General features: G+C 73.2%; 11 protein-coding genes. 8 read left to right on the top strand and 3 right to left on the bottom strand.

Features of this window, described 5'->3' with window-relative positions:
• Window positions 1-134 precede the first annotated feature (134 nt).
• Window positions 135-1,397, bottom strand: a complete 1,263-nt coding sequence (locus ACFWUY_RS09475) for an esterase/lipase family protein (RefSeq protein WP_384104326.1) — start codon at window positions 1,395-1,397, stop codon at window positions 135-137.
• 490 nt (window positions 1,398-1,887) lie between these two features.
• The gene (locus ACFWUY_RS09470; RefSeq protein WP_384104322.1) at window positions 1,888-2,331 is read right to left on the bottom strand and encodes a DUF3592 domain-containing protein; all 444 of its coding nucleotides are present in this window, start codon (window positions 2,329-2,331) and stop codon (window positions 1,888-1,890) included.
• Window positions 2,332-2,759: 428 nt separating this feature from the next.
• On the opposite strand from ACFWUY_RS09470, the gene ACFWUY_RS09465 reads away from it, so the two are divergent.
• On the top strand, window positions 2,760-3,152 hold the full coding sequence (locus ACFWUY_RS09465; RefSeq protein WP_384104318.1) for a hypothetical protein: 393 nt from the start codon (window positions 2,760-2,762) through the stop codon (window positions 3,150-3,152).
• Here the strand turns inward: ACFWUY_RS09465 and ACFWUY_RS09460 are convergent.
• Window positions 3,078-3,518, bottom strand: coding sequence for an ATP-binding protein (locus ACFWUY_RS09460; RefSeq protein WP_384104315.1), 441 nt, complete (start codon window positions 3,516-3,518; stop codon window positions 3,078-3,080). The two genes, ACFWUY_RS09465 and ACFWUY_RS09460, sit on opposite strands and share 75 nt — an antisense overlap.
• Window positions 3,519-3,670: 152 nt before the next feature.
• Between ACFWUY_RS09460 and ACFWUY_RS09455 the strand changes: the two genes are divergently transcribed.
• The 7 genes from ACFWUY_RS09455 to ACFWUY_RS09425 all read left to right on the top strand — a co-directional run bounded on the left by ACFWUY_RS09455 (window position 3,671) and on the right by ACFWUY_RS09425 (window position 12,729).
• Window positions 3,671-4,516: a helix-turn-helix domain-containing protein gene (locus tag ACFWUY_RS09455; RefSeq protein ID WP_384104312.1), complete on the top strand. Its 846-nt coding sequence runs from the start codon at window positions 3,671-3,673 to the stop codon at window positions 4,514-4,516.
• The gene (locus tag ACFWUY_RS09450) at window positions 4,513-4,692 is read left to right on the top strand and encodes a DUF397 domain-containing protein (protein WP_384104310.1); all 180 of its coding nucleotides are present in this window, start codon (window positions 4,513-4,515) and stop codon (window positions 4,690-4,692) included. The genes ACFWUY_RS09455 and ACFWUY_RS09450 overlap by 4 nt, the downstream gene beginning before the upstream one ends.
• Window positions 4,693-4,784: 92 nt before the next feature.
• Window positions 4,785-5,570, top strand: a complete 786-nt coding sequence (locus tag ACFWUY_RS09445; protein WP_384104307.1) for an SDR family NAD(P)-dependent oxidoreductase — start codon at window positions 4,785-4,787, stop codon at window positions 5,568-5,570.
• 99 nt (window positions 5,571-5,669) lie between these two features.
• The gene (locus tag ACFWUY_RS09440) at window positions 5,670-6,131 is read left to right on the top strand and encodes a GNAT family N-acetyltransferase (RefSeq protein WP_384104304.1); all 462 of its coding nucleotides are present in this window, start codon (window positions 5,670-5,672) and stop codon (window positions 6,129-6,131) included.
• A gap of 307 nt (window positions 6,132-6,438) precedes the next feature.
• Window positions 6,439-8,790 (top strand): hypothetical protein, encoded by a 2,352-nt coding sequence (locus ACFWUY_RS09435; protein WP_384104300.1) that lies wholly within the window; start codon window positions 6,439-6,441, stop codon window positions 8,788-8,790.
• Between the two features lies 1 nt (window position 8,791).
• Complete coding sequence (locus tag ACFWUY_RS09430) at window positions 8,792-10,045, top strand: hypothetical protein (RefSeq protein ID WP_384104297.1); 1,254 nt, start codon at window positions 8,792-8,794, stop codon at window positions 10,043-10,045.
• Window positions 10,042-12,729 (top strand): GTPase-associated protein 1-related protein, encoded by a 2,688-nt coding sequence (locus tag ACFWUY_RS09425; RefSeq protein WP_384104294.1) that lies wholly within the window; start codon window positions 10,042-10,044, stop codon window positions 12,727-12,729. Before ACFWUY_RS09430 ends, ACFWUY_RS09425 begins: the two co-directional genes overlap by 4 nt.
• Window positions 12,730-12,749 lie beyond the last annotated feature (20 nt).

Below are 12,749 nucleotides of genomic sequence, written 5' to 3'. Positions count from 1 at the left end.
TGGGGGCTTTTTCTCGTTCCCCCCCCCCCCCGTCCCCCCTTCCTGGCGGGGGGGGGGCGTGGGGGCCGCGGGGGGGCCCCCCCCCCGCCCCCCCCCCGCACCCCTCTGGCTTCGTATGGGCGTTCCGGCTGGGGTTACGCGTCCTTGAGCTTGGTCACGATCCACTCGCCGAGTTCTCGGGTCATGACGGTGTGGCCTTCGTTGGTGGTGGCGCAGAGGAAGTCGTGAAGGTCGCTGTGCTCCGGGTCGATCTTGCCGTAGAGGGCGTCGCCGTTGTCGATGGCGGCCGACGAGACGGCGCTGACGGTGGGGACGAAGGTGGAGGCGTTGTGCGCGAGGTCCGCCTTGTCGGGGGTGTTGATGAGGTTGGCCAGCAGGGCGGCCACGCCGAAGTTGGCGGCGCCGCCGAGGAGCTCGGGGAAGAGCCCGCCGGGGGCGCCGTCGATTTCGGGGAAGCCGGTGGTGTTGATCGAGACCTCGTCCTGACCCTCCTTCTGCATCCGGGCAACGGTCTTCTGTCCCTCGCCCTGGGTACGCAGCTGCGCGGTCACCTTCGGTCCGGAGGTCTCCATCGCGGGGCTGTCGGCGGGGATGTCGTTTCCGGCGCCGGTACCCGTTCCGTTGGCGACGCCGAGCAGGCGCGGGATCTGGGGCCAGCTGCCCATCCGCTCCAGTGCGTCCAGGAAGTCGGTCCGTTCCTTGTCCTGGCCGGCGGCGACGTCGAGGGTGGTGTTGGTTCCGGTTGCGAGGTGCCAGCGCAGCATCTGGCGCGCGGCGGGGCTGTTGATCAGGTCGGAGTAGAGGTTGTAGAGCGGCTTGCCCTCGCCTCCCCAGTTGTCCTTCACGAAGTGGGCGAACGCCTGGACTCCCAGGGGCAGCCACGCGCCGCGGTGCGGGGTGTCGTAGGAGAGGTAGGTGGCGGTCTCGTGGTTCATCCGCTGGCGCTCCAGCTTGGCCAGGGCGTAGCGGGTGACCAGGCCTCCCATGCTGAAGCCGCCCACCGTCAGCGGGTGCTCGCCCTCGCGCTCGGCGATCGTCCGCATGATGCACTCGATCGCGACCTCGGCGTTGTCGAGGATGGAGGCGGCGCGGTCGGCGAAGCCCAGCAGGATGACGTCGAAGCCGGCCGCGCGCAGCGTGGAGACGAACGGGTACGCCCCGTTCTCCAGACCGTCGTACAGAACGTCTACGTCGGTTCCCGCCGGAGAGAAGCCGTCGGAGAGGATCACCGGCCGCTTGAGGGCCGGCTGGTCGGGCTCGCTGTAGAAGACCCACGCGGTCCCGCTGGCGGTGGCCCGGTTGCCGAGGTCCCACTTGGTGTCCCAGGGAGCGGACTGCACGGCGGCGCGCTCGGACCCCGGAGGGGTACCCCAGATGTTGACGACAGGCTTGGACATACTTCGACGTCTCCTTTTGCGTGGCGGCGATCATGCCGAACACAGCCATCGTCCCGACGCGAACACCCGCGCCTCACCCCGAATCCGGTGAGATCACTCTCCCGGGCACGAAACGGCCCTATTCACTCCCCCTTGCGCGCCTCTCGTGCGCGGGGCGCCCCAGCCAGAACGCCGACCTGACCAGGCAGAGGCGTCAACGTGGCCGGAATGGCGCCCCGCGACCACACACGACCCGCCCCGGCCGGCGGGGCCGTCTCGACTCCCGGAATGAGCGACTCACCCATGCCCACAGCCGGGGTCCCCCACCCGAACGTCTTGCGCGGCCGGCTGTTGAGCTCCGCGACGACGGCGGCGAGGTGTTCGGGGGTGCTGGGAGAGGTCGGTGCCCTGTCGAGACAGAACTCGTTGCTCTCGATGTCCCGCATCACGATGCACGACTCGTTCCCTTCGTCGGCGAGCAGGACGTGCTCGCATACCGCGTCGAGCGCGATCAGCCGTGCGCGCTCGGCCTGACGGGCTCCGCGCGCCGCTGCCGCCGCATGAAGACCGCCGACCAGACCGACAGCACCGCGAAGAGAAGGGCGGCGGCGCCCGACACCACGGCCAGCACGGCCGCCCCGCCGCCACTGACGTCCTCTTCACGGGCGACCACCTGAGGATCGTCCGCCTGGTGCCGGACGTCCAGGCGGGTACCGATCCGGCTGGACCTGCCGCCACTCCCCACCGGCAGCCCCGCCACCACGGTCCGCCCCTCGGCCTCGAACGAGACCTTGCACCCGCCCGTCATGCACGGGCCGCTCGTCTCCAGCGTCGCCTCGGCCCGCTGCCCGTTGTGGAGCGAGCGGAGATGCTGCGCCGCCGGAAGCATCACGAGTCCCGACAGCGCGCCCAGGAGCAGCGCGAACGAAAGCGACAGCCAGAGGCTCGCACGCACCCCCAGGACTCCCTCGGCCGTGCCTCCCCCGCGCGCCGGAACTCTCCGCGTTCGACATCGCCGCCACGTCTTCCGCCCCCCTTCGACCGTGTCCGTGCCCATGAGCCCATGAGCACATGAGCACATGAGGCAGACGACCCGGTGGCTTCATGTGGCGATGCGAGCACACCGGTCACGGCCCGGTTGCCCGATGTCGGCAATCAGGGTCGTGGCCACGTCCGGCCCGTACGGTCTTCACGACCGGCAGAGTAGGCCCGGCGCCGCAGGACCACCTGAGGAACGCGTTCAGCTCGCAGAAGCGGTGCGGGCCGAACGCGTAACCCCCCTTGAAGCGTCAACAACCTTGATTCACCGGGCAAGTCGAACGACTGGCGGTAGAAGGCGAACCTGGTTATGAGAGGCGGGGCAGCCAGTACACGTTCCTGTGCATGCAGGATCACAGTCTCCACAACATCATCGACATGGTCGAAGGGTTGAACGAAGACCGCTACCTCGACGGGAACACGTTCACAGGCACCGTTCAACTCGTACGGCACACCGCCGAGCCGTTCACGGGCGCCAAGTGGCTGCGTTCCACCGGACCGGAGGACAAGACCGTCTTCACGTGCCTCGGCGCGTCGGACGGACCGCGCATGCTCGACGGCCACCCAGGCCCCAATACCGTTCAGCTCCAGCCGAACACCGGTTTCCTGGGCACGAGGTGGTCCATCGAAGTGCCCGTCTGGCATACCTCGGACAGCACCGACTCACGGAACGGCGAGGTCGAGTTCCGCCCGTACGGTCTTCCCGACCGGTGCGCGATCGAGCACCGTCCACCGTGACGCCAGCGCCTCGACGAGCAGCAGGCCGCGCCCGCCCTCGTCGAGAACCGCCGGGGCCCTGAGGGCCGGGCGCCGCTCGCCCCGGGTGTCGGAGACGTCGACCCGGAGCAGCGGTCCGGGCGCGTACGCGAGCCTCAGCTCGCAGTCGCGCCCGGGCACCCGGCCGTGGGTCACGGCGTTCGCGGCGAGCTCGGCGACGAGCAGCCCGACGGTCTCGGAGATCCCGGAGCCGTACGGGAAGTCCCAGCGGTGCAGTTGGTGGAGAGCGAGCCGGCGGGCGAGCCTGGCGCCACGCGGAGTCGAGCTGAAACGCTGCGCGAACACACGTACGGTGACGGTCTCTTCGCGGGTCACGGGGGAGGTCATGGGGCCAATGTGGCGTCACCCGGGGCCCGTTACCAGCTCAGAAACCCGTACGCTGCGACAGCGTACGGGTTCACGCTCTGGACGGTACCGGTCACTACCCGTGAGCATGGGTGCGGTTCAACACGAGCGCACGGGTGCGGGAGGTGGCCGGGGTGACGGACGAGGTACCGGGCGAAGGTCCGGGAGGAAACGAACCGGAGGCGTCGGACAGCCTGAAGGCGTTCGGGGAGGTGGTCAAGGCCTTCCGGAAACGGGCCGGGCTGACGCAGGAACAGTTCGCGCCGCCGGTCGGCTACTCGGTGCCGACGATCGCCTCGATCGAACAGGGCCGGCGTTTACCTTCCGCCGATTTCGTGGCACGGGCGGAGGAGGTGCTCGACGCGTTCGGGGTCATCCGGGCGGCGGCGAAGCACTTGGCGCGGAAGCCGGGACTGGCGAGCTGGTTCCGCCAGTGGGCGAGGCTGGAACTCCAGGCGGTGACGCTGTACACGTACGAGAACCGACTGGTGCCGGGCCTGCTCCAGACGCCGGCGTACGCGAAGACGCTGTTCGACGAGCAGATCCCGGCGCTGGGTGACGACGAGATCGAGGCCGCGCTCGCCGCCCGCGTCGAGCGGATGAAACTGCTCACGGAGCGCCCCCACACGATCTACAGTTTCATCGTCGAAGAGCATGTACTGCGCCGTCTGACAGGCGGCCCGGAGGTCATGCGGGAGCAGATCGACCACGTCCTCGACCTGTGTGCCCGCCGCAACATCGACATCCAGATCATGCCGCAGTCGCGCGGTCATCACGCGGGGTTGGGCGGGCCTCTGCAACTCCTGGAGACTCCGGAGAACAAGTGGTATGCCTACTGCGAGGGACAGCGTGCCGCCCACCTCATCGCCGACCCGAAAGAGATCAGCATCCTGCAGAAGCGATATGCCAGGATGCGGGCACAGGCTCTGTCTTTCGAGGAGTCCGTGAGCCTGTTGCGGGAGATGCGAGGAGCAACATGAGCACCACAGACCTGGCCTGGTTCAAGAGCAGCTACAGCAGCAGTGGTGACGGCGACTGCGTCGAAGTCGCCACCTGCCCCTCCACCGTCCACGTCCGCGACTCCAAGGTCCCGGACGGCCCCCGGTTCGCCGTGGCGCCCGTCGCCTGGACGGAGTTCCTCGACCACCTGCTCTGAGCCGCGTCTGCGCGTCTGACAGGATGCGTGTACCTGCCCGTCACCTCACACCGGCGGGCCGGTACACGCGCGACGCGAGGAGCGACACACCCATGAGCACCACCCCCGGCGGCTACCTCTCCGGTCTCTTCTCCCTCGAAGGGCGTACCGCCCTCGTCACGGGGGGCAGCTCCGGCATCGGCCGTGCCATCGCCGGGGCCCTCGCCCGCGCCGGGGCGCGTGTCGTGATCGTGGCCCGCAAGGAGAAGGAACTCGTCGCGTCTGTCGACGAGTTGACCGTTGACGGCTGCCGGGCCGCCTGGGTCAGCGCCGACCTGAGCACCCGTACGGGGATCAGGGCCGGGGCGGAGGCGGCGGCGGCCGTCTTCGGGGAGCCGGACATCCTGGTGAACTCGGCGGGCATCAACCTCCGGCCTCCCCTCGGCGAGACGGGCGAGGACGTCTGGGACACCACGATGACCGTGAACCTGGAGGCGCCCTTCCTCCTCGGCCAGCGGTTCGGTCCCGGCATGGCCGAGCGCGGCTTCGGGCGGATCATCCACATCACCTCGCAGCAGGCGCACCGCGCGTTCGTGCAGAGCGGGGTGTACGGGGTGTCGAAGGGCGGCCTGGAGTCCCTCGCCCGTTCGCAGGCCGAGGCCTGGTCCCCGTACGGCGTCACCGCCAACACCCTGGTGCCCGGTTTCGTGCTGACCCCGCTCAACCAGCGCCTCGCCGCCGACCCCGAGAAGGTCGCCTCGCTCGCCGCCCGCACGATGGTCGGCCGCAACGGTCTCGCCGAGGACTTCGCGGGCGCGGCCGTCTTCCTGGCGAGCACCTCGTCGGCGTTCGTCACCGGGCAGTCCCTCTTCGTGGACGGCGGGCTGTCCGTCCACTGAGCCTTCCCGGTGTTCCGACCGCACAGGTTCACCGGGGTGTCCGATCCGGTGGGGAAACCCGGATGCGTCCGGGTCCCTCGTCTGTGAGAGTCGCGCACTGTGAACAGTGATGATCTCGTGTTTCGGCGTGCGGACGACTCCGACGCGGCCGGCATCGCCGATGTGTGGCTGCGTTCCTTCGCCGCCGCGCTGCCCACCGTGCGACGCGCGCATGGTGACGACGAGGTGAGGAACTGGTTCTCCCATGTGGTCGTGCCGCAGTACGAGACCTGGGTAGCCGTCGCCGAGGGCTCCGTGATCGGGCTCCTGGTCCTCGACGGCGAGGAGCTCGAACAGCTTCACCTCGATCCGTCGTGGCGCGGCCGGGGCGTGGGGGACCGGTTCATGGACGTGGCCAAGCAGCGGCGGCCCGGCGGACTGGGGCTGTGGACGTTCCAGGTCAACGGACCGGCCCGACGGTTCTACGAGCGGCACGGATTCCTCGCCGTCGAGCACACCGACGGATCGCGCAACGAGGAACACGAGCCGGACGTCCGCTACGCCTGGCAGCCCCAGGAGTAGGGCCCGCCGAGAGGACGGCCATGCGGCTGTCACCGCCCCTCCGACCGCCACGGCCACCCAACCCGGCGAACCTGTGCGGCGACGGCGCCAGGCCCTCTTGACACGCTGTGCAGCCAACCCGGCACGGGCGGTAATAGCGGCAAACCCCCTGCACAGCGCCACGACTTCTGCTGAGATGTACCCCCGGCGGGTAGCCGGACGATCATGAGGGACGGGGATGCGACGGGGGTTCGGAGAACGCTTGGGCCTGCCCGGCGCGCTGGGTTCCTTACCCCTCGCCCCGCTCACGCCCGAGTACGTCGATCTGATGAATCATCAGCGTACGGCGGGGGTGCGTCACTTCGGTGAGGCGCTGGTCGGGGACGGCGAGATCCTTTCCTTCGTGGACGGTCTCTTCCTCCGCGCCGGGAACCGGCGGCATCACGTCAGCGCGGCCCGGCTGCGTGATCTCGCCGACGTCCGTCCGTCGCGGGCACCCCTCCTGAGGCTCCTCGCCGACATCCAGACCCGCGACCCGGCCCTCCTGCGGCGCGTACTGCTGCACCAACTGATCGGTCTCCTCCAGGAGTCCGGAGCACCGGGCGAGGCGTCCGGGCTCGATCCGGCCGAAGCCGCCGCCCTCGAACAGGCCGTCTCCACCGTGCCCGTCCTCGACGCACGGCAGCGCAAGGCGGCCGAGTCCCTCGGCGGGCTCTGGAACCAGCGCCGGTTACGGGCCGCCGCACGGGCCCTCGACACCCTGGGCCCCGCCGTCGTCCGCGCCGACCCGGCGCTCGCGCACCTCGCCTCCCGGCTGAACCACCGCCTCGGCCGTTGCGACCGCTCGCTCGCCGCCGCACGCGCCACCCGGGACACGGAAGCGGCCCGTACCCACTATCTGGACGCCCTCCGACTGGCCGCCGACGACGACACGGCGACGCGCGGCCTGATCACGCTGGGCAGGCCCCGGCGCCCCGAGGACGCCCCGCTCACGGCCCGGCTCTCCGGCGACCGGGTCCTCCTCTCCTGGCCCGTGCCGGACGGACGGAGCTGGCGCGCGGTCCGCCTCACCCGGGGCACCGACCGGCCGGCCGTCGTCCCCGCGACCGCCACCACGCCCGGGGCCAGGGGCGCCGCCGTCGACCACGACCCCCGGCGCGGAACCCAGGTGCGGTACGCGGTGTTCCCGCTGCGCGACGGCGTCCCGGACGGGCCCCCGCTGGTCTCCGGGCCGCTCCTGATCGCCCCCGCCGTCGAGGACCTCACCGTCACCGACGGGCCCGCGCGGCTCACGGCCCGCTGGACCCGCCCGCCCCGCACCGCCCGTGTGACGGTCACCCTGCACGACATCGGTACCGGCGCCGCCGACGGCCCGGTCCCCGACGGGAAGGCGCTCGCGCGCCACGACGCGGGCGCCGACGCGGACACGTACACCTTCACCGGTCTCCGGCCCGGCTCCTACCTCGTCCGTGTCGTCTGCCACCACTCCTCGCCCGAGGGCCGGAACGTGGAGTCCGAGGGCGTGCGGGCCGCCGGTGTCGTCCACGCGTGGCCGGACGCGCTCACCGCGCTCACCGCCGTGCCGGACCCCGAGGGAGGCATACGGTTCGCCGGCCGGGGCGCGGCCGACGCCGAGGTGCGCCTCGTCGCCTGGACCGGCCCGGCGGGGGCACCGCCCGAGGGCACCGGTCTGCGCACCGACGCCCTGCCGGCCGCGCTCCCCTGGGCCGCGTACGGCACCGCCCACCCGGTGGCGCCGGCCTCCGCCTTCACGGGGCTGATCGCCGCGGTGGCCGTACGCGGGGAACGGGCCCTCGTCGGCCCGTCCGTCCGGGTCGACGTCCCGGCGCCGGTGACCGGACTCCAGGGACTGCGCGAGCCCGACGGACACGTGCGGCTCGTCTTCGACTGGCCCGCCGACGCCGGTTCGGTGGAGGTCGAATGGGAGCAGGAAGGAGTTCGGGACCGCACCCGGGTCAGCCGCTCCCGTTTCTTCCGGGAGGGGCTGCGGCTGCCGATCGGTCCGGCCTCCGCCCGGATCGGCGTGCGCGCCGCCTCCCGGCACGAGCCGCCCGCCGGGTCGTCCGCTCCCGCGCCGGACACGACGGGCACCACGGGCACGACGGTCTCCGTGAACGCCACGCACGCCACGGACGCCACACAAGCCGAGAACACCGCCCACGCCGTGACCGCCACGGACCCCGTGGACCGGACCGTCGTCGTCCGGCGTGCCCCCGCCGTGCTCACCCTCCCCGGGGACGTCGTCGTCTCCTTCCGCCTCGTGACCCGGCGCCGAGGCCTCACGCGCAGGGCGACGCCCGAGGCCGTCGAGGTGACGGTGACCGGGGCGGACCTCCGCGACGACTCCTCCCCCGGCTCCTCCCCCGACCGCTCCTCCCGCGACGACGGCGCCCACCCCGTCGCCCCGCCCCGCCTCCCCGACCTCGTGCTCGTCGGCCGCGTCGGCGACGCGGCCACCGCGCGCCCCCGGCACCCCGAGGACGGCGACGTCCTCGTCCGGCTGACCGGGGCCGAGCTGGCGGCCTCTCCGCGCACGGTCCGCGAGCTGCCCGCCGGGCAGCTCCGGCCGCCCTACGCCCTGCGCGCGTTCCTGGCCGGCGAGCACGCCGGCTCCGTACGCCTCCAAGAACCCGCCCTCTCGACCCTGGTGATGCGCTGACATGACGACGGTGATCTGCCCGTACTGCTTCGACCGTTCCCAGGCCTCGCGCCTCCCGTACCGCTGTCTGATGTCCCGTACCGGACTGCGCGGGGGCACCCCCTGCGACCCCGAACGGGACGACCTGTGGGCGAGCTTCACGGGCGCGGCGGCCGCCCCCGCCGCGTACATGAAGGGCCCGGTGTTCCCCGCGCCCGGCGGTCTCGGCAGGCTGCGCGGCGGAGGCGGGCGCGCCGAGTGCCCGCGCTGCGGGGTGGCCACGCCCGTGCGGGTGTGCGCGGCCTGTCACAGTGACCTGCCCAGCGACTACTGCGCCCAGGACAGCCGGATCATCGCGCTGATCGGGGCGAAGGCCTCCGGCAAGAGCACCTACGTGTCGGTGCTCGTCAACGAACTGCGGCACCGCGTCGGGCAGGCGTACGGGGCGGCTCTCGCCGCCATGGGCGACGAGAGCCAGAACCGCGACCGCGAGATGGCCGAGGACCTCTACGAGCGACTGCGGCTGCCCGGCGCGACCCGGCCCGCCGCGACCGGCTTCAACGACCCGCTGCTCTACCGGCTGAGCCTGCCGAGGCAGGGCCGCCAGGGCAGCCGGCACACGGCGCTCGTCTTCTTCGACGCGGCCGGCGAGGATCTCAAGTCGGCCGAGTCGATGACCCGTTACACCCAGTACCTCAGCGCGGCCGACGGCATCGTCCTGCTGGTCGACCCGCTCCAGCTCGGGGCGGTGCGGGACGCGCTCCCCGAGGGCGGCGGGCCGCCGCTGCCCTCGCGCGAGACCCCGGCCCTGCAGATCGCCGCCGACGTCGCCACCCAGCTGCGCTCGCACCGCAGGGGCGGCTCGCGCGGCCGGGTGGACACCCCGCTCGCCGTCGCCGTCACCAAGACGGACACGCTGCGCACCCTGCTCGACCCGCACTCCCCGCTGCTGCGCAACACCCCGCACTCCGGCGGCCGGTTCGACGAGGCCGACCGGCTCGCCGTCCACGAGGAGACCCGGTCCCTCATGGAGGGCTGGGACTCGGGGGCGCTCTGGCGGCAGCTGGAGCGGGACTTCTCCACGGTGTCGCTCTTCGGGCTCTCCGCGCTCGGTGCCCCGCCGCCCGCCGACGCCCCCGCCGACGTGCCCAAGTCCGGCCCGCAGCCGGTCCGCGTCGAGGACCCGATCCTGTGGCTCCTCGGGCGGCGCGGCCTGATCCCGGTCGCCAAGCCGCCGCGCGACGGCGCCGCCCGCAAGGGGGATTCCGCGGCATGAGCCTGCCCCAGATGCACTACACGTCGGCGCCGCCCGGACCGGACGGCTCCGGCTTCCGGTTCACCGCGGTCACCCCCGGCGTCCCGTCGTCCGTGCTCCGCGAGGCCGAACAGCTCGTCGGGTACGAGCCGCCCCGGGACGCCCCGTCGCGGCCCACGCCCTCGGACCTCGCCCTGTTCCCCGAGATGTTCAGCTACACACGGCTCTCCGACGGCAGCGGACTGCTCAGCCGCACCGTGTACACGGGCGCCGACTACAGCGGACGGTGGGGCAACTTCCACGCCCACGCCGTCCATCTGACGGCCGGCGACCGGCTGCCCGGCGACCTGCCGCCGATCGCCGCGTGGGGCGCCCCGCAGTGGGCGGACCACTCCCCGGAGGACGGCACGCCCCCGCCGATCGACGCCTTCACCCCGGTGCACCCGGCCGGACTCCGGGCGGAGCTCGCGGCCTTCGCCGCCGAACGGCAGCCCTGGCTCGCGGCCGTCCTCGCCGATCTGCGGCGCCTCGCCGAGACCCCGCACGCCCCGCAGATCGTCCTGGCCGAGCAGGACACCCGGCGGGTCGCGCACTGGGTGATGCTGGTGAACGCCGCGCTGCCCCACGCGTTCGCCCGCGGCCTGACCTTCACCACGTACACCCGGCGTCCGCAGCAGGCCCGCCAGCAGATCATCGGGGTCCGCCCCGAGGACGTCAGGTCCGTGGCCGGGCAGCCGCACCGGTACAGCGTGCACGACTGCTCCGACCCCTCGGCGGTCCCGCCCCCGGCGGCCGACGCCTGGGCGCGCACGGCGGCGGCCGTCTGGGCCGCCGACGCGCACGAGCTCCTCCGGCGGGCGGGCGGGACGGAGGGAGCGGAGCCGTTCGCCCCGGGTCCGCTGGCCGTGCTCGCCCTGGCGCACGGCATCCCGGTCCCCGAGGACGCGCGGGCCGACGCGGTCGCGTGGGTCCGCGCCCACCACGGCGCCTTCGACGAGCCGACGCTCACCGGCTTCCTCAGGGCCGTCTGCGACAACGCCCCCGGCACGCCCGAACTCCCCTCGGAGGCCCTGGCCGGCCTCCTGGCCGCACTGCACGGCGGCGTCCCCGCCGCGCTGACGGCTCCGCTCACTGCACGGCTCGTCAGCCGGGCCGTACGGGGCGGGGAGACGGCCCTTCCGCCGCTGCCGCCCGGGGCGCTGCCGGAGCCGTACCGGGGCGACCTGGCCGCCGAGTCGGGCGAGGAGCTGCGCCGGACGCTCCGGCACCCGCTCACGCCGCTGGTCCGGGTCGTCGAACTGCTGCGGGTGGCCCGGCTGCTCGGGGTGGCGTACGACGACCTGACGGCCGGCCTCGCCGAGCGGTTCCGCGACGGCCTCCTGAGCCGGCCCGGCGCGGCCACCGCGGAGGCGCTGCGGGACGCGCTCGCCGAGTCCGATGCCCTGCGCGACGAGGTCTGCGTCCTCCTGGAGACCCGGGCGGCCGACGACCCGCCGGGGGTCGCCCTGGCCCTGCGGGAGATCCGGCTGCCGATCGGCGGATCCGTGGCGCTGCCCCACCTGCTGATGTGCGTGACGGCTCCTACGCTGCGGCCGGGGGGCGCGGGCCATGGGGACGTACGGGCGGGTGACGGATCCGGTGCACGTTCCGGGTCCGGTTCCGCGTCCAACTCCGTGTCCGGGTCCGGGTCCGGGTCCGGGTCCGGCGTACCGGCGGGTGACGGCTCACGCGCGGGGTCCGGCTCACGCGCGGGGTCCGGCTCCGCGTCCCCGTCACGCGACGGCGACGCCGCCCGCGTGCGCGAGCGCGACCAGGTCTGGGTCCGCGACCGGAACGGCGAGCTGCACAAGCTGCTCCGGATCGCCGGGGTGCCCCACCCCGGCGACCCCCTCGTCCTGCGCACGGCGGTCGCGCTGGTCTGGGACGACCGCGGTCCCACGGCGGCCGAGGCCTCCCAGCTCCTGAGCGAGACCGGCGCCGAACCGCACATCGCCGCCGGCACCTGGGACCACCTGGTGACCGCCGCGGTCGACGCGCCCGCCGAGGACAAGGAGGTCCCGCTCCTCGCCCGGCAGCTCCTCGCGGCCGCGCCCGAGGCCGTCGGGCGTTCGGTCCAGGACGACCTCAGGCTGCTGTCGCTCGTCCACGACATGGAGGAGCGGCGGGACGACGCCGGCGCGGCCCAGGGCGGCTGGACCGCCCGGGTCCGGGCGCTCGCCGGGTCCGCCCGTCCGAACGTCAGGAACCGTGCCACGGCCGTGCTGGCCCGGCGGCTCCTGGGCCCGGACCGACCGGGCGGCGAACTCATGGAGCTGGCCCGCAGCGACGACGGCGACCTCATCGACGCCTACGCCTCGGCGGCCCGTACGCCGGTCTTCCGCGACGTGCTGCGGTCGGCCCCCGGCCGTACGGCGGACTGTTTCGTCGCCTGGACCGCCCACGCCGGGGCGAGCCCCCGGTGGGACCTGACGCGGCGGGCGCTCCTGGACGAGGTGCTGCGCCCCGTCGTCCAGGGCCTGTCCGACGGGGAGCTGTTCTCGGTGGAGGACGCGCTCGTACGCCTGTCGGCGAACCGGGCGGCCGACTTCCAGGAGTGGAACCGGCCCGCGGGCGGCCTGGGCCGCCTCTTCCGGCGGCGCGGGCGGAAGCCGGCGACGCCGACGTCCCCGTGGCGTGGCGACGTCGCGCCGCCCGAGGGGAGGTAGCCCCATGACGACGAGAGGGT

The sequence above is a fragment of the Streptomyces sp. NPDC058664 genome (genome assembly GCF_042716635.1).
Classification (GTDB): Bacteria; Actinomycetota; Actinomycetes; order Streptomycetales; family Streptomycetaceae; genus Streptomyces.
The sequence above is the reverse complement of the archived record's forward strand: the minus strand, read 5'-3'. Positions and strand labels throughout refer to the sequence as shown.